Source organism: Nonomuraea sp. ATR24 (genome assembly GCF_041950485.1).
Taxonomy (GTDB): domain Bacteria; phylum Actinomycetota; class Actinomycetes; order Streptosporangiales; family Streptosporangiaceae; genus Nonomuraea; species Nonomuraea ceibae.
Genome location: NZ_JBGNUU010000010.1, coordinates 266,158 through 284,965 on the forward strand (window position 1 = coordinate 266,158; position 18,808 = coordinate 284,965).

The window sequence follows — 18,808 nt, forward strand, 5'->3', positions numbered from 1 at the left end:
GGTGAGCGCAAGTATCAGGGGAGAAACCCGCCCGAAGACGCAAATAGTTGGAGTGGAAGCCGCTGGATGCATATGTTCTTTGCGCACAGGAGGAGGTTGGCGCATGTCAGTCGTGGACGAGATCGATCACCAGGTGCTGCGGCTGCTGCGGGAGGACGGCCGGCGGACGTTCTCGGAGATGGCCGAGCGGATCGGCCTGTCGGTGGCCGCGGTGAAGCGGCGGGTGGACCGGCTGCGGGAGCTCGGCGTGATCACCGGGTTCAGCGTGCAGATCGACTACTCCAAGCTGGGCTGGGGCATCGAGGCGTTCACCGAGCTGCGGTATCCGGGGACGACGCCGGTCAGCGAGATCGTCCGCACGGCGACGGACGTGCCGGAGGTGCAGGCGGTGTTCACGATCGCGGGCGACCCCGACGCGCTGATCCACGTCCGGGTGCGCGACCTCGGCCATCTGCAGCAGGTCATCGACCGGTTGCGCCGGGCGGGGGACGTGACGGGCACCAAGACGCTCCTGGTGCTCGGCTCGTGGACGCGCGACGCGCTGGCCTGAGCGACCCTTGTCCAGGCGATTTCCGAATGCCATTCTGGAATCGCCGCCGAAGGAGCGTTCATGGACAAAGAGGCCATTCGCCGTAGGTATCTGGAGGAGCGCGACAAACGCCTCCGGCCCGACGGCAACGACCAGTACCTACGGCTCACCGGTCAGCTCAGCCACTACCTGGACGACCCGTACACCCCGATGACCGCGCGCGAGCCGCGGCGCGACCACGTGACGGTCGCGTTCATCGGCGGCGGGTTCGCCGGGCTCGTCACCGGGGCGCGGCTGAAGGAGGCCGGCGTCGACGACGTCCGCATCGTCGAGAAGGGCGGCGACTTCGGCGGCACCTGGTACTGGAACCGCTACCCCGGCGCGCAGTGCGACACCGCCTCCTACGTCTACATGCCGCTGCTGGAGGAGACCGGCCACGTCCCCACCGAGAAGTACGCGCACGCGCCGGAGATCCTGGAGCACTGCCGGCGCATCGGCAAGCAGTACGGGCTGTACGACAACGCGCTGTTCCACACCGAGGTCACCGACCTGACCTGGGACGGGACGCGGTGGATCGTCTCGACGAACCGGGGCGACGCGTTCACCGCCCAGTTCGTGGCGATGGGCGTCGGGCCGCTGCACGTGCCGAAGCTGCCCGGCATCCCCGGCATCGAGTCGTTCCGCGGGCACTCGTTCCACACCAGCCGCTGGGACTACGCCTACACCGGCGGCGACGCGCTCGGCACGCCGATGGACCGGCTGGCCGGCAAGCGGGTGGCGATCATCGGCACCGGCGCGACCGCCGTGCAGTGCGTGCCGCACCTGGCCAGGGCGTGCGGCGAGCTGTACGTGTTCCAGCGGACGCCGTCGTCCGTCGACGTGCGCGGCAACCGGCCGACGGACCCCGAATGGTTCGCCTCGATCGCCACGCCCGGCTGGCAGCAGCGCTGGCTGGAGAACTTCACCGCCAACCAGACCGGCGCCCTGGCGGAGGAGGACCTGGTGATGGACGGCTGGACCGACATCGCCCGCCGCGTCCGCGCCAGGATCGCCGAGCTGCCCGCGGGGGAGCGCACGCTGGAGCGAATGCTGGAGGCGTTCGAGGACTCCGACTTCGAGAAGATGGCCGAGATCAGGGCCCGCGTCGACGCGATCGTGGCCGACCCGGAGACCGCCGACCGGCTGAAGGCCTGGTACCGCCAGCTCTGCAAACGGCCGTGCTTCCACGACGAGTACCTGCAGGCCTACAACGAGCCGGGCACCCACCTGGTCGACACCGACGGCAAGGGCGTCGAGCGCATCACCGAGACCGGGGTGGTCGCCAACGGCAGGGAGTACGAGGTCGACTGCGTCATCTACGCCTCCGGGTTCGAGGTCGGCACCGAGTTCTCCCGCCGCGCCGGCTACGACCTGACCGGGCGCGACGGCGTCCGGCTGTCGGAGCACTGGGCCGACGGCATGCGCACCCTGCACGGCATCCACGTGCACGGCTTCCCCAACGCCTTCATCGTCCAGCCCACCCAGGGCGCGAACCTGATCTCCAACATCCCGCACAACCTCACCGAGGCCGGCCGCACGATCGCCACGATCGTCAAGCACGCCCTCGACCACGGCCACACCCAGGTCGAGGCCACGGCCGAGGCCGAGGACGCCTGGGTGGAGCTGCTGCTGTCCGGGGCCGGCTCCCTGCTGGGCTCGCCCGACTGCACGCCCGGCTACTACAACAACGAGGGCGTGGACCCGGGCCGCGCCGGCCGGCTCATGGTCGGCCATCCGCAGGGAGCCGTGGCCTACTTCCGGTTCATCGACGAGTGGCGCTCCTCCGGCGACTTCGACGGGCTGGCGTTCCGCTGAGCCGAGCCGAGTTTCGGCACCGCCGCCACCAGCGCCCGCGTGTACGGGTGCGCGGGCCGGGTGAGCACCTGCCCGGCCTCGCCCTCCTCGACCGCCCGGCCGTCCTTCATGACCAGGACGCGGTGGCTGACATGGTGAACGACGCCCAGGTCGTGCGAGATGAACAGCATGGCGGTGCCGTACTCGGCCTGAAGGTCGGCGAGCAGGTCGAGCACCTGGGCCTGGACCGACACGTCGAGCGCCGACACCGGCTCGTCGCAGATCAGCACGTCGGGGCGGGGGCCTAGGGCGCGGGCGATGGCGACGCGCTGGCGCTGGCCGCCGGACAGCTCCCTCGGGTGGCGGGCGGCCAGCTCCGGCGGCAGGCCGACGCGTTCCAGCAGGTCGAGCACCCGGTCCCGGCGTTCGCGGCGGGGCAGGCCGAGCGGTTCGGCGACGAGCCGGCCCACGGTGTGGCGCGGGTCGAACGAGCCGAGCGGGTCCTGGGAGACGAGCTGGACGCGTGACCGCAGCGGCCTCCTGGCCCGTTCCGGCATGCCGCTCCACGGCCGCCCGAGCAGCGTGACCCGGCCGTCGTCCGGTTCGAGCAGGCCGAGGGCCAGCCGGGCGAGCGTGGTCTTGCCGGACCCCGACTCGCCGACCACCCCCAGGGTCTCGCCCTCGCGCAGGCTGAACGACACGCCGTCCACGGCCTTACGGGTCCCGTACGCCCTGGTCAGGCCGGTGCCGGCGAGGACCTGGACGTCCGTGACCGGCCTGGGCGGCACCGGCGTGCCGGGAGCCGACAGGCGGGTGCCGCGCGAGGCGGCGGACGGGACGGCGGCCAGCAGCGTGCGCGTGTAGGGGTGCCGGGGGTCCGACAGCACCTCGTCCGCCGGGCCCTCCTCGACGACCCGGCCGTCCTTCATCACGAGGATGCGGTCGGCGATCGAGGCGACGACGGCCAGGTCGTGGCTGATCAGCAGCAGCGCGGTGCCCGCGGCCTTGCGCTCGGCGAGCAGGCGCAGGATCTGGGCCTGCACGGTGACGTCGAGCGCGGTGGTGGGCTCGTCGGCGATGATCAGCTCGGGGTCGGCGGCGATGGCGGAGGCGATCAGCACCCGCTGGCGCAGCCCGCCCGACAGCTCGTGCGGGCGCTGCCCGGCGCGGGCCTCCGGATCGGGCACCCCGGCCGAGGCGAGCAGCTCCAGCACCCGATCCCGGCGGCGGGCGCGCGGCACCACGTCGTGCACGGCCAGCACCTCGGCGATCTCGGCGGCCACCGTGCGCAGCGGGTCGAGCGAGACGAGCGCGTCCTGCAGCACCAGCCCGGCGAACCTGCCGCGCAGCCGCCGCCAGTCGGCCTGCCCGAACCGGAGCGCGTCCCGGCCGCCGATCCGGAACGAGCCGGCCGTGACGGTGGAGCCGGGTCCGGCCAGGCCGAGCAGCGACCGCGCCGTCACGCTCTTGCCCGAGCCGGACTCGCCCACCACCGCCACGCACTCCCCCGCCCGCACCGCCAGCGAGACCCCGCGCACCACCTCGGCCCGGCCGAAGCGCACCCGCAGGTCCTCCACCGCCACCAGCGTCCTGAGCAGCGGCGGCGCGGCGCTCACGGTCATGGCGTCCTCCCTTCGAAGCGGCGTTGCATGCGCCGGCCGGTGACGGTCAGGCAGATCACGGTCAGCGTGATGGCCGCGCCCGGGAAGAGCGCCTGCCACCAGGCCACCCGCAGGTAGTTGCGGGCCTCGGAGAGCATCGAGCCCCATTCGGCGGCGGGCGGCTGCGGCCCCATGCCGAGGAAGCTGAGCCCGGAGGTGGCGATGACCGCCGTGCCGAGCCCGATGGTGGCCAGCACCGGGATCGCGCCGAGCACGTTCGGCAGCACGTGGCCGGCCACGATGGCCGCCCGGGAGCGGCCGAACGTGACGGCCTGCTCGACGTAGCCGGACCGGCGCACCACGAACGTCTGGGCGCGGACGACCCGGGCGTACGTGGGCACCTGGGCCACGGCGATCGCGAAGATCACGCTGCCGGTGCCCGGTCCGGCGATCGCCACCACGAGCAGGGCCAGCAGCAGCTCCGGCAGCGTCGAGAGCGTGTCGAAGGAGCGGGCCAGGGCCTCGTCCAGCCAGCGGGGCGAGAGCCCGGCGGCCAGGCCGAGCAGCACCCCGGCGGTGACCGCCAGGCCGGTGGCCGCCACGCCGATGCTGATCGAGTGACGGGCCCCGTACACCACCCTGGCCAGCACGTCGCGGCCGAGGTGGTCGCTGCCGAGCCAGTGGGCGCCGCCGGGCGGGGCCAGCGCGGCGGCCGGGTCGGCGGCGAGCGGGTCCACGGCGGTGAACAGGCCGGGCGCGGCCACGGCGGCCGCGAGCAGCACGAGGAACGCCAGCGGCGCGAGGACCCGCATGTCAGGCCCGCACCCTGGGATCGATGACCCGGTAGGCCAGGTCGAGCAGCGTGCTGATCGTCACGTACACGACCGCCGACAGCAGCACCACGGCCATCACCACCGGCAGGTCGCCGCCGGTGACGGCCTGCATGGCGACCTGCCCGAGCCCCGGCCTGCCGAACAGCACCTCGGTGATCACCGCGCCGCCGAGCAGGGTGCCGGTGAACCAGCCGGCCAGCGTCACCACCGGGAGCAGCGCGTGCCTGAGCGCGTGCCGGGCGACCAGCGCCCGCTCGGTCAGCCCGCGAGCCCGCGCGGTCACCGCGAACGGCTGCTCCAGCGCCCGTTCCAGCCCGTCGCGCAGCACCTGGCCGAGCACGCCCGCGATCGGCAGCCCGAGCGCCAGCGCCGGCAGCACCAGCGCCTCCGGCCCGGCCGCGCCCGACACGGGGAACCAGCCGAGCGTGAACGAGAACACCGACAGCAGCACGATCCCGACGAGGAACGGCGGCACCGACACCGACACCAGCTCCGCGGCCGAGGCGGCGGTCCGCGACCAGCGGCCCCGGCCCGCGGTGACGAGCGCGATGACGCCCGCCAGCGCCACGCCCGTCGCCGCGGCGGCGAGCGTGAGCTGCGCGGTCGGCCACACCTGGCCCGCCAGGATCTCGCCGACGCCCCGCTGCGACTGGTACGAACGGCCCAGATCACCTCGGAGCAGCCGGCCCAGGTACGCCAGGTACTGGACGACCTCCGGCCGGTCCAGGCCCCACTCGGCGATGATCCCGGCCCGGATCTCCGGCGTGTCGGGGCCGTCGCCGACCAGGATGTCGACGGTGTCTCCCGGCGCGAGCAGCAGCGCGAGATAGGCCGCCGTGGCCGCCGCCCACATCACGGCGACCCCGGCGAGCAGCCTCCTGATCATGTGCCGATCCGCACGTCGTAGGCGCTGCGCGGCGTACCCGAGCCGGGGTCGAACCCGAGCCCCCGCACGCCCGCCCGGGAGGCGATCTGGTCGGCGGGCACGTAGATCGGGAACACCACGGCCTTGTCCGTCACCACGACCCGCTGCACCCGGGCGTAGAGCTTCTTGCGCTCGGCCTGGTCGAGCGTGGCCGACGCGCGGTCGAGCCAGCCGTCCACGCGCGGATCGACGTACCCGGACCGGTTGATCGCACCGTCACGCGGCAGGATCAGGTTGAGCGCCGCGCCCACGTCGGAGTCGCCGCGCGAGTTCTCGAAGATCTCGTACGCGCCGTCCGCCACCGCCTGCTGCGCGGTGCCCTGGTCGACGATCTTCACCTGGAAGTCGATCCCGGCGCTCTGCTTGACCTGGGCCTGGATCGCCTGCGCCAGGACGTCGCGGCGGTCCCTGACGAACGGGGCCGACGACACGCTGCGCACGCTCAGCCGCTTCCCGTCCTTGACCCGGTAGCCCTGGGCGTCGCGTTCCGTCCAGCCCGCCGCGTCGAGCAGCGCGTTGGCCTTGGCCGTGTCGCCGCCGAAGGAGCGTTCGAGCGAGGCGTCGTAGAACGGGCTCGCCGCGCCGACGACGCTCCACGCCCGCGTGGCGGTGCCCTGGTAGACGGCCTTGAGCACGGCGTCCACGTCCACCGCCTCCCGGAACGCCTCGCGGACGCGCTGGTCGTCGAAGGGCGGGTGGGTGACGTTGAAGTAGTAGGAGAACGACGTGCCGGAGTTGAGCGCGGTCTGGAGGGCCAGGCCGGGATCGCTCTTGATCAACTTCACCTCGGTGGCCGGGACCCCCTCGATGACCTGCACCTGGCCGGAGGTGAGCGCGCCGACCCGGACCGCCGCCTCGGGCAGGAACCGGTAGACGACCTCCGACAGGTACGCCGGCCCCTGGTGCCCGGCTCCGGGAGGCGCCCAGGCGTAGGCGGGGTTGCGCCGGTAGCGGATCTCCTGGCCCTGCACGTACCGCTCCAGGATGAACGGCCCGGTCCCGACCAGGTCGGGGCCGCCGAACTTCAGGTCCTTGGCGGTCTTCAGCGACCTGGGCGACACCTGGCCGCCGTACGGCGAGGCGAGGAAGTCCAGGAAGAGGCCGTCCGGCTCCTTCAGCTTCACCTTCAGCGTGTGCGAGGCCACCGCCTCCACCTCGTCCAGCGCGCCGAGCTGGATGGACGCCACGGCCGGGTTGTAGTCCGGCACGCGGAACTGGTCCAGGTTGGCCTTGACGGCCGCCGCGTCGAACGCCGTCCCGTCGTGGAACTTCACATCGTCACGCAGCTCGAAGGTGTAGGTCAGGCCGTCGTCCGACACCTTCCACGACCTGGCCAGCCACGGCTGGAACGAGCCGTCCTTCCCGCGCGAGACGAGCGCGTCGAACTGGTTGAACACCAGCAGCCTGGCCTTGTTCTGCGACCACTGGTGCGGGTTGAGCGTGATCGGCTGGGTCTCGATCGCCCACGTCAGCGAGGCGGCCTGCTCGCCCTGCGGGGCCGTCTGTGTGCCGCAGGCGGCCAGCGCCAGCGCGAGCAGCAGGGGCGTCAGCCGCTTCACTGTCGCTCCCAGGCGTCGGCGAGCAGCTCGTAGGAGCGCACCCGGTCGGCGTGGTCGTGGGTGATGGTGGTGACCAGCAGCTCGTCGGCCCCGGTCACCCGCCGCAGCACCCGCAGCCGCTCCGCGACCTCGCCCGGCGTGCCGGTGAACTGCGTGTCGGTACGGTCGCGGACCAGGTCACGGTCGGCCTCGCTCCACTCGTACGCGGCGGCCTCCCGCGGCGTCGCGTACGGCTGCGCGCCGGCCCCGGTCCTGATGCCGCGCACCCACAGCCCGTACGGGGCCGCCAGCTCGCGGGCCTTCTCCGTGGTCGGGGCCACGACGGCGTCGGCGGAGACGATCACGTACGGCTCCGCCAGCGTGGCCGACGGCTTGAACGCCTCCCGGTACGCCTGGACGGCCTCCAGCACGCTGGCCGGGCTGACGTGGTAGTTCGCGGCGAACGGCAGGCCGCGCTCACCGGCGACCCTGGCGCTCTGGCCGCCGCTGCTGCCGAGGATCCACACGGCCACGTCGGCCCCCTCCCCGGGCACCGCGCGAGCCTGGTGGGTGCCGCCGAGGAAGGCGAGCACGTCGTCGACCTGCTCGGCGAAGTCCGGCGTCTCGGCTCCGGGCTGGCGCAGCAGCGACTCGTGGAAGACGAGCCGGGGATGCCCGGCGAGCCGCGACCAGTCGAACGGCGCGGGGATCAGCAGCCCGTCGACCGTCCGGGGGCCCGGCGGGGGCTCGGGCGCCCGGGCCGGGGCCTGGCCCGGGGCGGGTCTGCCCGAGCGGCCGAGGCCCAGGTCGAGGCGGCCCGGGTGGAGGGCGTCGACGAGGCCGAACTCCTCGACGACCGACAGCGGCGTGCGGTGCCCGAGCTGGACCGCCCCCGAGCCCACCCGGATGGTCCGGGTGGCGGCGGCGATCAGCGCGATGAGCACGGAAGGCGCGGAGCTGGCCACGCCGGGGGCCAGGTGGTGCTCGGCCACCCAGTAGCGGCGGTAGCCGAACTCCTCGGCCCGGCGGGCCAGGTCGAGCGTGTTGCCCAGCGCGTCGGCGGCGCTGTGGCCGGACGTGATGGGGGCGAGGTCGAGGATGGAGAGGGTCATGACGTCCTTCCGGGGAACGGCCGGCTGGGGACCGCCTCGCGCAGCGCGGGCGCGATCTCCGCCTGGAACAGCTCCAGCGCGTCCCGGTGCCGGCGGGGGGTGAGGCCGTCGGCGTCGGCGTGCAGGTGCATCACCTCGTGGCCGAACCGCTTGTGATAGCGCAGCACCTTGTCCACGATCTGCTGCGGGCTGCCGACCAGGATGGAGCCGCGCTCGATGGCGTCCTCCAGCGTCGGGAACACCGGCCGGACGCCGAGCTCCGCCAGCAGGGCGATCCTCGCGTCGTAGATCGGCCGGTAGGTGGCGATCGCCTCCTGCGAGGTGCGGGCCGTGTAGAAGCCCGCGGTGCCCGCGCCGACGAGCGCGTCCGCCGGGTCGTGCCCGTGGTGCGCCCACCGCTCGCGGTAGTGATCGATCAGCTCGGCGTACGGCTCGATGGGGTTGGTGACGTTGGCCGAGAACAGCGGGTCGCCGTAACGGGCGGCCAGCTCCACGGACTCCTTGCTGGTGGCGCTGCCGTGCCACACCCTGATCGGCCGCTGGAGCGGCCGGGGCAGCACCTCGGCGTCGGTGAGCGGCGGCCGGAACCGGCCCTCCCAGGTGACCTTGTCCTCCCGCCACAGGCGGCGGAACAGCTCGTAGCCCTCCCGGTTGCGCTCCCACTGGTCCTCGGGGGTGACGTGGAAGAGCTGCGCCTGCGCGGTCCCGTTGCCCTTGCCGATGATCAGCTCCAGCCTGCCGTCCGACAGGTGGTCGAGCGTGGCGTAGTCCTCGTACGCGCGGACGGGGTCGAGCAGGCTGAGCGTGGTCACGGCGGTGAACAGGCGGATCGTGGCCGTCCTGGCCGCGATGTTGGCCAGCACCACGGGCGGCGACGACGACAGGAACGGCCGCTCGTGCCGCTCGCCCACGCCGAACCCGTCGAAGCCCAGTTGCTCCGCCAGCACCGCGTTCTCGACGACCTCGCGGAGGCGCTCGGTGGGTGAGCGGTCGTCGTGGTGCGCAATCAACGTGATAGCCAGAAATTTCATGATGCCTCCGCGTATCGGCTGGCCGGGCGGGCCAGCCCCAGCAGGCCGCGCAGTGTGCCCGCCTCGTACCCGGACCGGAACGCGCCCCGCGCGCGCAGCTCGGCCGTCAGCCGCCGGGTGATCTGCTTCAGGTCGTCCGGCACCACCCCCGGGCGCAGCCGGAACCCCTCGATCCCGGCCCGCCGCCAGTCGAGCAGCAGGTCGGCCAGCTCCCCCGCGGTGCCGGTGAAGATCGCCGCGTCGGAGGTCAGCTCGGCCCCGGCCAGCTCGTCCAGCCGGGCCCTGCGCGCGGCGGCGTCGTCGCCGACGAACACGAGCAGATCGGCGAACACCTTGACCTCGCCCGACAGGCCCCTGATCTCCCGGACGACGTCCCGCGCCTGCTCGGTCGAGCGCGGCGTCACATACACGACGTCGGCCGCCCGCGCCGCGAACTCGTACGGCAGCCGCGCGTGTGCCAGCGCGGTGACCACGGGCTGGCCCTGCGGCGGGCGCGGCGTGATCGACGGGCCCTTCACGGTGAAGAAGCGCCCGGTGAAGTCGATGTGGTGGAGTTTGTCGCGGTCGACGAACCGGCCGGTCGGCACGTCGCGGATCTCCGCGTCGTCCTCCCAGCTGTCCCACAGCCGGCGCGCCACCTCCACCGCGTCGGCGGCCTCGGCGAACAGGTCCCGGACGTGGGACGAGTCCGCGTCCAGCCCGTCGAGCGGCGGGAACGCGCGGCGGCCGAAGTGCCGCGCGTCGCTGCCGCGCGCCGAGATCCGCGCCTGCCACCCGGCCCGGCCGCCGCTGACGTGATCCAGCGTGGCGATGCCGGTGGCCACGTGGAACGGCTCGGTGTGCGTGGTCGTGGCCGTGGGGACGAGCCCGATCCACCTGGTCAGCGGCGCGATCCGGGCCGCCAGCAGGACGGCGTCGAACCTGCCCCGCACCTGCCCGGTCTCGTCGTCGTCCCCGTCGGCCAGCAGCGACTGCAGGCCCAGCGAGTCCTCGATGGTGACGAAGTCCAGCAGCCCGCGCTCGGCCTCGGCGACCTGCGCCGCCCAGTAACGGGCCGAGAAGATCGTCTCCGGCCTGGCGGTGGGCTCCCGCCACGCGGCCGGATGCCAGCCCGCGCCGTCCAGGGCGACGGCCAGGTGCAACGTCATGACAGCTCCAGGTGTTCGCGCAGCGTGGCGCCGGTGTACTCGGTACGGAAGACGCCGCGCTCCTGAAGCAGCGGCACCACCCGGTCGACGAAGTCGTCCAGGCCCCCGGGCGTCAGGTGCGGCACCAGGATGAACCCGTCCGCCGCGCCCGCCTGCACGTGTTCGTCGATCTGCCTGGCCACGCTCGCCGGGGTGCCGACGAACGTCTGGCGGCCGGTCAGCTCGATGACCAGCTCGCGGATGGTCAGCCCCTTCTCCTGGGCGAGCGCCCGCCACTTCGCGGCCACTGCGGCGCGGTCGGCGAGCCGCACCCGGCCCTGCGCCACCTCCCCCGTCAGGTCCGGCTCCACGTCCGGCAGCGGCCCGTCCGGGTCGTAGGCCGACATGTCGCGCCCCCACACCTGCTCCAGGAACGCGATCGCGGTCTGCGGGCCCACCTGCCGGCTGCGGATCACCGCCGCGTTCTCGGCGGCGTCCTCCTCGGTGTCGCCGAGCGCGTACGTGGCCGCCGGCATGATCTTCAGCTCGTGCGGCGCCCGGCCGTGGCGGGCCAGGCGGCCCTTGACGTCGGCGTAGAGCGCCTTGCCGTCGTCCAGCGTGCCGTGCCTGCTGAAGATCACGTCCGCCGTGGCCGCGGCGAACTCCCGGCCCTGCTCCGAATCGCCCGCCTGGATGATCACCGGATGGCCCTGCGGGCTGCGCGGCAGCGTGAACCGGCCCGCCACGTCGAAGTGCTCGCCCCGGTGGATGACCGTGCCGATGCCGCCCGGCCGGACGAACCGCCCCGACTCCCGGTCGGCGACGAACGCGTCCGGCTGCCAGGAGTCCCACAGCGCCCGCGCCAGCCGGACGAACTCCGCGGCCCGCGCGTAACGGTCGGCGTGGTCGAGGTAGCCGCCGCGGCGGAAGTTCTCGCCGGTGAACGCGTCGGACGTGGTCACCACGTTCCACCCGGCCCGGCCCTCGCTCAGGTGGTCGAGCGTGGCCAGCCGCCTGGCCAGCTCGTACGGCTCGTTGAAGGTGGTGTTGACGGTGGCCGCCAGCCCGAGCCGGGACGTGGCCGCCGCCAGCGCGCTGAGCACGGTCAGCGATTCGGGCCTGCCGACCACGTCCAGGTCATGGATGCGGCCCTTGAGCTCGCGCAGCCGTAACCCCTCCGCGAGGAAGAAGAAGTCGAACAGGCCGCGCTCGGCCGTCGCCGCCAGATGGGTGAAGGAGGAGAAGTCGATCTGGCTGCCCGAACGCGGATCGGACCAGACCGTGGTGTTGTTGACGCCGGGGAAGTGCGCGGCCAGGTGCACGCGGCGGCGCGGCCGGCTCACCGGTCCCGCCGGTGCGGCTGGTGCCAGGAGTCGGGCAGTCCCTCGATCGTCTCCGCGAACGCCGGACGCCGGTACAGGTCGCGGGCGTAACCCCACAGGTGCTCGAACTCGCTCAGGTCGAACACCTCCAGCCGGGCCAGCGACACCCAGAGCCGCACGTCGGCCTCGGTGATCGTGTCGCCCGTCAGGAACCGGTGCTCGCCCAGCAGCGCGTCCAGCCGCTCCAGCGCGGCCCGGGAGGCGCCGGTGTTGACCTCCGCGTAGATCCAGGCGTTCAGCTCGTCGATGCGCGGACGCAGGCGCACCGGGTACAGGTCGGCCCCGGCGCGGGCCCAGGCGTCGAACTGCGTGCCCAGGTCGATCGTGATGTCGGGGAAGTGGTTGCTCACGATCCGGCCGGTCAGGCGGTCCCACAGCACCGGGACCGACAGGTGGCCGTCATAGCCGGGCCGCGTCGCCTCGTACGCCTGCCCGAGCAGCGTGAACCCGTTGACCGGGTCGGGGCCGCGGTGGGCGCGGAACGCCCAGCCCCGGCCGTCGCGCTCGTCGTCCACGTACGACAGGGTGACGACGTCCTCCAGGCCCTTGAGCTTGCGAACGATGGCGACGCGCTGGGCGTACGGGCAGGTCCAGGCGGCGTAGACGTGGTAGCGGCCGGGTTCGGCGCGGAAGCCGCTCGAACCGTCGGCGGTGACGCGCCCGCGGAAGGGGTAGGCGGGGGTGCGGGCGTAGTGGCCGTAGGTGGCCTGGTCGGCGGGGCTCGCGAAGGCCGGCGCTTGCGTGGTCACAGTGGCTCCTGCGGTGGGCACGACGGTGGGCACAGTGGCTTCTGCGGTGGGCACGGTGTCAGTGGTCACGGTGTCAGTGGTCACGGGGGCTTCCTCAGGGGTGGGCGGTGAAGCGGCCGAACCGGCCCTGGTGGTAGAGCAGGGGGCGGGCGGCGGACCGCACCCCGGCCTCCGCCACCAGGCCCACGACCAGCACGTGATCCCCCACGTCGCGGATCTCGTACGGCAGGCACACCAGATGGGCGGACACGTCGAGCAGCAGCGGCGCGCCCAGCGGGCCGGGCCGCCATCGGGTGGGCTCGGCGAAGCGGTCGACGCCCTTGCGGGCGAACCGGGACGCCACGTCGGCCTGGTCACCGGCCAGCACGTTGACGGCGAAGTGACCGGCCGCGCGCAGGGCGGGCCAGGTGGTCGAGGAACGGTCCACGTAGAAGGAGACGAGGGGTGGTTCGAGGCTGACGGAGGAGAAGGAGGTGGCGGTCAGGCCGACGGGGACGCCCGCGTTCTGCGCGGTGATCACCACGACGCCGGCGGCGTGCACGGCGAGGGCCTGGCGGAAGCGGTCGGCGTCGACGACGGGGCCGGGCAGCGTTTCCGTCATCGGTCCTCCTCCGGGTCCGCTTCGTCGTCGGGGAGGTCGTACCAGTGGATGTCGCCGGGAAAAGGGTCAAGATCGATCACGAGAATGTCCTCACGGGGAGAAAGGCGTGGCTGGGTCGTGATCAACGACACTGCGCGCTGGCGACGTGACCGAAGTCCACGTGCGGGCGCCTGGTCAGGTTGAGTCCCTGGCTCATACCGGAAACGTACGTCGCGCCGTTCCTTAAGTCAACATTTCCTACTCGTTTTATAGGAATTGGAGACGCGCGGGCGGGAACGGGTTGTCGGGCAGCAGGATCACCCGGCGTCCCTCCCTCGGACGCAGCGCCGCGTCCAGGTGCAGCAGGGCGGCGCCGATGCCCGCCGCGCCCACCATGTAGCCCGTGTCGGCCGTCAGCTCGCCCGGCCGCAGCCGCCGGTACGCCTGATACCAGCGCAGCCCCCGGCCACCCGACCCGTCGGCGGTCCCGATCAGATGCTCGGCGAGCGCCTGCGCGTGATCCAGGTACGCCTGCCGCCCCGAAGCCGCCCACAGCCCCACGAACAGCTCAAGCAGCCCGGCCGCGCCGCAGCACTGGCATGCCGCGTTCCAGAACCCCGGCGTACGCCGCTGCGGCACCTCGCTCTCGACCACGCCGTGCGCCAGCCGCTCCACCCAGTCGAGATCCCCCGGATCGCCCCCCACCCGGTGAAGCTCGTGGAACATCCGGGCCACCCCCGCCGAGCCCGAACAGAACCCCAGATAGTGCAGCTCCCTGGCCTGCGGCACGTGATGCGGCACCACCGCGCACCGGCCCGCCACCACGCTCACCTCCCGCACGAACCCGGCCCCCCGCCGCGCCGCCTCCAGGAACCGCATGTCCCCGGTGGCCCCGTACAGCCTGGCCAGCAAGAACGCCGTCCCCGCCGTCCCCGCCAGGAACCCGGGCGCCACCGCGTCCGCCGGCAACGCCGCCCGATCCCCGCCCTCGGACTCCCCCGCCCGATCGTCAACGGGCCTCACCGCGGGCGGGGGCGCCTCACGGGGGTCGGCGCGCCCGGAGGAGGCCGGCGGTTCACCGGGGTCGGCGCGCCTCAAGGGCTCGTCGGGAGTGTGGGCGTCGTGGGGCGTGGGGGCCTCGCCGGGGCGTCCTGGCGGCGTCCCTTCAGCGGACTGCGGCGAGCGGGGCGGCTCGTTGTGCGGCGGGCGAGCGGGCGAAGGTGGAGGGGGCGGAGAGGGTGGGGCGCCGAAGCGGTGGCCGGGGACGGCGAGGCCGGCGATGCGGGCGCCCGCCTCCAGCGCCACGTCCTCGCAGGCGCGCACGCCGAGCGCGGTGGCCGCGCGGAGCAGGGCGAGCACGATGCCGCCGTCACCCCGCTGCGCCGGGTCGCCGGTCCAGCCGGGCCCACCGGGCAGCGGGCGGGCGGCGGCGGCGATGCGGGCTGCGGCGGCCGCGGCTTCCTCCTCGAATCCGCCGTCGTCCAGCGCCCAGCCGGCCTCGGCGAGCGCCACCACCGTGCCCGCCAGCCCGTGGTAGAGGGTCAGATCCGGCTGGTCACGCCACCCGGCCGCCAGGTAGCGGGCCCCGGCGCGGGCGTCCTCCAGGTACGTCTCGTCACCGGTGGCGTCGGCCAGCTCGAGGAAGAAGAGCACGATGCCCGCCGCCCCCGCGTAGAGGGACGCGGGCTCGGCGGGGACGGCCGCCCGGCCGCCCGGGTCGGGGTTGGCCGCCCAGTGCCGCCGCCCCCGGCCGTCGTCGACGGCGGCCGACCGGATCCACCGTGCCGCCTCGACGGCGGCGTCGAGGGGTGTGCGCGCGCGGGTCGTGTCCGAGCCCATGCGCTCAGTATCCCACAGAGACAGTAGGGAATTCCGCTACGTGTTACCGCTAACGCAACGCGCCGGGAAAGGACGCCTCTCCCGGCGCGTACCGGGAGCTATCTGTAGGTGATGTCGGAGGAGGAGTAGAGGCAGTTGACCCCGTCCGCACCGGAGCCGATCTTCTCGGGCTCGCTCCCTTTCGGAACGCCCCGGTACTTCTCGCAGATCGTCGCGCTCCCGTACACCGTGATCCGGCTGAATCTGGCCGTGTCGCCCCAGTTGGTGTTGATCCCGGCCAGCACCTTCGTGGACCGGGCGGTGACGCCGTCCATGACCACGTGCCGCTGGTAGGAGCTGGAGCAGTTGCCGCACGCCCGATAGAGCTTGCCCGAGCTGTGCACCTGGAAGTCGCGGATCGTCACCGTGCCCGCGCCGTTGTGCTGGAACACCTTGTCGGAGCCCGACTTCGCGCCGCCGCCCTCGACCAGGTAGCGCGCCGAGGAGCTGGGGCTCTTGAACGTGGCGGCGTCCTCGCCCACGTCGTTCCACCACACGTTGCGGATCGTGCACGAGCCCTCGCAGTGGATGCCGTCGCCGGCCGGGGCGTCGATGATCACGTTCTGGATGGTGCCGCCGTTCGCCACCACGAACATCGGGTCCTGGCTCTCGCCCTGCCCGCCGTCGCCGATGCCGTAGTAGCGCTTCATGCCGCCGTCGAAGAACGTGCCGACCTCGCGCGTCTCCGTCTGGTGGACGCTGCCGGTGTCGGACGGCCACGCGCCGCTGCCGTCGCCGCCTCCGCTGTCGCCGGAGCCGAGCTTGACCAGCCGCCACTGCTGGTTGGCGCCGTTCAGGTCGTCCCACTGGGAGACGCGGGCGCCGTCGCTCGTGGCCCACTCCCAGGCCTCCAGGGCCTTGCCGCTGTGGCGGTTGATCAGGCGTACGTGCCCGCCGTCGGAGTCGGCCAGGCGGAACTGCTGGTTCCAGCCGTTCAGATCGGCCCACTGGACGATCTGCGCGCCGCCTTCGGCGTTCCACTCGTAGACGTCGAGCACCTTGCCGCTGTGCCGGGACTTGAGCCGGTAGTAGCCGTCGCCGGAGCTGACGAACCGCCACTGCTGCTGGTTGCCGTCGTTGCGCGCCCACTGCACGATCGGGGCGCCGTCGGCGGCGGCGAAGTCGTACAGGTCCAGGGCCTTGCCGCTGTGCCGGTTCACCAGGACGTACCAGGCGCCGGTGTCGACGGTGGCGGCCTGGGCCGGCGGGGGCAGCACGGCCAGGGCGCCCGTCAGTGCCGTCACCACGGCGGTGGCGGCCACGGACAGGCGGCGCAAGAGTTGACGTAACACGTCCGCTCCCTTCGGGTAAGCGCTTTCCCTGATTGATCCCACGCCCCCGGAAGGCCGTCAACGAATGAGCCCTTCCATCGGCGACAACCAGCGACTTCTCATGAACGTTTCACGCTCGTCCGCTCTCCCAGCCGCGTCCCACCAGAAAATCAACCCTTGTTGCAGTTATGGGCGCCTCCTAGAATCAACAAGCCATCAAGATCTTTCCAATCCGAGGGAGTCAAGATGACCTGGAAGACAGCGCTTGCCATTTCCACCGTGGCGGCCCTGCTCACCACTCCTGCTGTCATGGCGACACCTGCGGCGGCCACGAGCGTCACGCAGGAAGGGGCCGAGGCAACGGTTCTGGCCTGCTACTACTTCGTCAAGCGCGGAGATACGGCGAGAGGGATCGCCGGCAAACTCGGGATCTCCTACTCTACGCTCGCCGCCCTGAACCCGGGCGTCGACCTCAACAATCTTCACGTAGGACAGCGTCTGAGAGTGCCGGAAGCGAACTGCGACTGGTAGCCCTTCCCTGTAGCGCCGGATTACGTCGCGTCAGTGGGCCCGCGCGGTGGCCGCTCGACCAGTCGGAGGTTAACTGTTCGGGAATGAGACTCGCTTGGCATGGGCTTGAGGAAAGAGAAATGGCGTTACTTCCCTCAAGCCCGTAGCCGTCGGGCGGGGCTATCCTGCGGGGTTCGTCTTGAGGATCTTGCCCTTGCGGTCGGCGACCAGGTAGCCGCCGTCGTACTCGTCGCTCAGGTAGACGAGCAGGACCTGCCGGGTGGCGCCGGTGAACGGGAAGTCGGTGTCGACGATGAGGTAGCGGGAGGTGGGTTTGGGGACGTTCAGGGCCTTCGGCGCCTTGCGGAACAGGGCGGGCAGGACGCTCCAGTCGAACGATTCCAGGTCCACGGCGGGGGACTTCGTGGTGTGGCCGAAGCCCTCCTGCTTGGTGACGACGCCGTCGCGGTAGAAGTAGCGGTCGTAGGCGCCCTTGCGGGCCTTCGCGGGGGCCTCGGCGGAGGCGTAGGTGGGGTAGACGGTGAGGCCGTAGACCTTGGTACCGCCGATGACGGGCTTCATGGCCTTGATCAGGTCACGCATGCCCGTCTCGGTGTGCAGGTTGACGGCGCGGGGAGTGGGGGTGGTGGTCTCCGCCTCCGGCGTAGGGTCCTCGGTGGGGGTGCGGGCGGGGGCGGCGAGGGTGGCGGCGTCTTCGGGCCGCTGCTGGGGGCTGCCGGTCGAGGAGGGGAGCTGCGTCCAGACGACGGCGGCGACGGCCACGACGGCGGCGGCCGAGATGGCGCCGACGATCCTGCCGGTCTTCCGCTTCCCCGCGGTCCGTCCCTGGGTCGGCATCCCGTAGGGCGCGGGGGCCGGCGGGCCGCCGTAGGGCCGGCCGGGGGGATGCGTCACCGCTCCCCGGGGAGGCGGGTACGGCGAGCCCCCGAAGGGCCCGGGCGGATGCGTCGGCGAGCTGCCCGCGGGCTGGTGGCCGTAGGGCCCGCCCGGGGGGCGGGTCGGCGCCTCGACCGGCGGGGCGCCGCCGAACGGCCCGCCCCCGTGGGCCGAGGGGGCGTCGGTGGCGACGGTCAGGAGGTGGTCGAGGGTCTCGGGGCCGGGGCGGGCCGACGGGTCGCGGTTGAGCAGCGCCATCAGGGCGGGCCCGAGCGCCCCGGCCCGTTCCGGCGGCGGCACCTCCTGGTTGAGCACCGCCGCGAGCGTCGCCAGCGTGGTGGCGCGGCGCAACGGGTGCCGCCCCTCGACCGCCACGTACAGCATCATGCCGAGCGACCACAGGTCGGAGGCCGGGTCGCCCTCGTGCCCGTTGATGCGCTCGGGCGCCATGTATTCGGGTGAGCCGATGAACGACCCGGTGGCCGTCAGGCTGGGCGCCTCGCGTACGGCGGCGATGCCGAAGTCCGTCAGGACGGAGCGCCCGTCGGAGCGGAGCAGGACGTTGGCGGGCTTGACGTCGCGGTGCTGGATGCCGACGGCGTGGGCGGCGCGCAGCGCCGACAGCACCTCGCGGCCGAGCCGCGCGACCTCCGCGGGGGGCATCGGGCCGTGGGCGAGCCGGTCCTGGAGCGAGCCGCCGGTGACGAGCTCCATGACGAGCCACGGGTACGTGTCCGTGCCCTCGTCGACGATGTGGTGGATGGTGGCGACGTGCGGGTGGTTGAGCCGAGCCAGGGCGCGGGCCTCGCGCAGCACGCGGGCGCGCAGCTCGCGGGCCAGGGCCGGGTCGTGCTCGTCCATGGCCGGGTCGGGCGGCCGCACTTCCTTGAGCGCGACGTCGCGGTGCAGGGCGGTGTCCCAGGCCCGCCACACCAGACCCATGCCGCCGCCGCCGAGCCGTTCGCGCAGCTCGAAGCGGCCGTCGATGACCCGTTCACGCATGGGCAGCAGA

Annotated in this window: 16 protein-coding genes; 3 read left to right on the forward strand and 13 right to left on the reverse strand. The window is 72.9% G+C overall.

From position 1 onward, the window contains the following. Positions 1–103: 103 nt before the first annotated feature. On the forward strand, positions 104–550 hold the full coding sequence (locus ACBI99_RS25080; protein WP_219508519.1) for an Lrp/AsnC family transcriptional regulator: 447 nt from the start codon (positions 104–106) through the stop codon (positions 548–550). A gap of 60 nt (positions 551–610) precedes the next feature. Further along, positions 611–2,383: an NAD(P)/FAD-dependent oxidoreductase gene (locus ACBI99_RS25085; RefSeq protein WP_357583332.1), complete on the forward strand. Its 1,773-nt coding sequence runs from the start codon at positions 611–613 to the stop codon at positions 2,381–2,383. Here ACBI99_RS25085 and ACBI99_RS25090 read toward each other — a convergent pair. From ACBI99_RS25090 to ACBI99_RS25145, 12 genes are all read right to left on the reverse strand, one after another. Further along, the gene (locus tag ACBI99_RS25090) at positions 2,320–3,984 is read right to left on the reverse strand and encodes an ABC transporter ATP-binding protein (RefSeq protein ID WP_219508517.1); all 1,665 of its coding nucleotides are present in this window, start codon (positions 3,982–3,984) and stop codon (positions 2,320–2,322) included. The two genes, ACBI99_RS25085 and ACBI99_RS25090, sit on opposite strands and share 64 nt — an antisense overlap. Next, a complete protein-coding gene (locus ACBI99_RS25095; RefSeq protein WP_364171509.1) occupies positions 3,981–4,775 on the reverse strand; it encodes an ABC transporter permease in 795 nt (264 codons plus the stop codon). The genes ACBI99_RS25090 and ACBI99_RS25095 overlap by 4 nt, the downstream gene beginning before the upstream one ends. A 1-nt stretch (position 4,776) precedes the next feature. Then, positions 4,777–5,682: an ABC transporter permease gene (locus tag ACBI99_RS25100; protein ID WP_219508515.1), complete on the reverse strand. Its 906-nt coding sequence runs from the start codon at positions 5,680–5,682 to the stop codon at positions 4,777–4,779. Next, positions 5,679–7,280: an ABC transporter substrate-binding protein gene (locus tag ACBI99_RS25105; protein ID WP_357583324.1), complete on the reverse strand. Its 1,602-nt coding sequence runs from the start codon at positions 7,278–7,280 to the stop codon at positions 5,679–5,681. The genes ACBI99_RS25100 and ACBI99_RS25105 overlap by 4 nt, the downstream gene beginning before the upstream one ends. Next, the gene (locus ACBI99_RS25110; protein ID WP_357583322.1) at positions 7,277–8,371 is read right to left on the reverse strand and encodes an LLM class flavin-dependent oxidoreductase; all 1,095 of its coding nucleotides are present in this window, start codon (positions 8,369–8,371) and stop codon (positions 7,277–7,279) included. Before ACBI99_RS25110 ends, ACBI99_RS25105 begins: the two co-directional genes overlap by 4 nt. Continuing rightward, positions 8,368–9,402 carry an LLM class flavin-dependent oxidoreductase gene (locus ACBI99_RS25115; protein ID WP_219508513.1) on the reverse strand — a complete coding sequence of 345 codons (1,035 nt, stop codon included), beginning with the start codon at positions 9,400–9,402 and terminating at the stop codon, positions 8,368–8,370. Before ACBI99_RS25115 ends, ACBI99_RS25110 begins: the two co-directional genes overlap by 4 nt. Beyond that, on the reverse strand, positions 9,399–10,550 hold the full coding sequence (locus ACBI99_RS25120; protein WP_375073623.1) for an LLM class flavin-dependent oxidoreductase: 1,152 nt from the start codon (positions 10,548–10,550) through the stop codon (positions 9,399–9,401). Before ACBI99_RS25120 ends, ACBI99_RS25115 begins: the two co-directional genes overlap by 4 nt. After that, positions 10,547–11,872, reverse strand: coding sequence for an NtaA/DmoA family FMN-dependent monooxygenase (locus ACBI99_RS25125; RefSeq protein WP_375073624.1), 1,326 nt, complete (start codon positions 11,870–11,872; stop codon positions 10,547–10,549). The genes ACBI99_RS25120 and ACBI99_RS25125 overlap by 4 nt, the downstream gene beginning before the upstream one ends. After that, positions 11,869–12,660 (reverse strand): glutathione S-transferase C-terminal domain-containing protein, encoded by a 792-nt coding sequence (locus ACBI99_RS25130; RefSeq protein WP_375073625.1) that lies wholly within the window; start codon positions 12,658–12,660, stop codon positions 11,869–11,871. The genes ACBI99_RS25125 and ACBI99_RS25130 overlap by 4 nt, the downstream gene beginning before the upstream one ends. A 94-nt stretch (positions 12,661–12,754) precedes the next feature. Next, entirely contained in the window at positions 12,755–13,261 is a 507-nt protein-coding gene (locus ACBI99_RS25135; RefSeq protein WP_219508510.1) for a flavin reductase family protein, read from the reverse strand. 246 nt (positions 13,262–13,507) lie between these two features. Continuing rightward, positions 13,508–15,079, reverse strand: coding sequence for a lanthionine synthetase LanC family protein (locus ACBI99_RS25140; RefSeq protein WP_375073626.1), 1,572 nt, complete (start codon positions 15,077–15,079; stop codon positions 13,508–13,510). A 98-nt stretch (positions 15,080–15,177) separates the two neighbouring features. After that, on the reverse strand, positions 15,178–16,410 hold the full coding sequence (locus ACBI99_RS25145; RefSeq protein ID WP_375073627.1) for a pectate lyase: 1,233 nt from the start codon (positions 16,408–16,410) through the stop codon (positions 15,178–15,180). Between the two features lie 225 nt (positions 16,411–16,635). Here ACBI99_RS25145 and ACBI99_RS25150 point away from each other — a divergent pair, with 225 nt between their 5' ends. Further along, on the forward strand, positions 16,636–16,920 hold the full coding sequence (locus tag ACBI99_RS25150) for a LysM domain-containing protein (RefSeq protein WP_219508509.1): 285 nt from the start codon (positions 16,636–16,638) through the stop codon (positions 16,918–16,920). 159 nt (positions 16,921–17,079) lie between these two features. Here ACBI99_RS25150 and ACBI99_RS25155 read toward each other — a convergent pair whose 3' ends face one another. After that, positions 17,080–18,798: a serine/threonine-protein kinase gene (locus ACBI99_RS25155; protein WP_375073628.1), complete on the reverse strand. Its 1,719-nt coding sequence runs from the start codon at positions 18,796–18,798 to the stop codon at positions 17,080–17,082. Positions 18,799–18,808 lie beyond the last annotated feature (10 nt).

Excerpts from the sequence above, each read along its gene's own strand:
- ACBI99_RS25150 (WP_219508509.1), top strand. The coding sequence starts at position 16,636 with ATGACCTGGAAGACAGCGCTTGCCATTTCCACCGTGGCGGCCCTGCTC.
- ACBI99_RS25110 (WP_357583322.1), bottom strand. The coding sequence starts at position 8,371 with ATGACCCTCTCCATCCTCGACCTCGCCCCCATCACGTCCGGCCACAGC.
- ACBI99_RS25135 (WP_219508510.1), bottom strand. The coding sequence starts at position 13,261 with ATGACGGAAACGCTGCCCGGCCCCGTCGTCGACGCCGACCGCTTCCGC.
- ACBI99_RS25090 (WP_219508517.1), bottom strand. The coding sequence starts at position 3,984 with ATGACCGTGAGCGCCGCGCCGCCGCTGCTCAGGACGCTGGTGGCGGTG.
- ACBI99_RS25095 (WP_364171509.1), bottom strand. The coding sequence starts at position 4,775 with ATGCGGGTCCTCGCGCCGCTGGCGTTCCTCGTGCTGCTCGCGGCCGCC.
- ACBI99_RS25080 (WP_219508519.1), top strand. The coding sequence starts at position 104 with ATGTCAGTCGTGGACGAGATCGATCACCAGGTGCTGCGGCTGCTGCGG.
- ACBI99_RS25085 (WP_357583332.1), top strand. The coding sequence starts at position 611 with ATGGACAAAGAGGCCATTCGCCGTAGGTATCTGGAGGAGCGCGACAAA.
- ACBI99_RS25115 (WP_219508513.1), bottom strand. The coding sequence starts at position 9,402 with ATGAAATTTCTGGCTATCACGTTGATTGCGCACCACGACGACCGCTCA.
- ACBI99_RS25100 (WP_219508515.1), bottom strand. The coding sequence starts at position 5,682 with ATGATCAGGAGGCTGCTCGCCGGGGTCGCCGTGATGTGGGCGGCGGCC.
- ACBI99_RS25155 (WP_375073628.1), bottom strand. The coding sequence starts at position 18,798 with ATGCGTGAACGGGTCATCGACGGCCGCTTCGAGCTGCGCGAACGGCTC.
- ACBI99_RS25120 (WP_375073623.1), bottom strand. The coding sequence starts at position 10,550 with ATGACGTTGCACCTGGCCGTCGCCCTGGACGGCGCGGGCTGGCATCCG.
- ACBI99_RS25140 (WP_375073626.1), bottom strand. The coding sequence starts at position 15,079 with ATGGGCTCGGACACGACCCGCGCGCGCACACCCCTCGACGCCGCCGTC.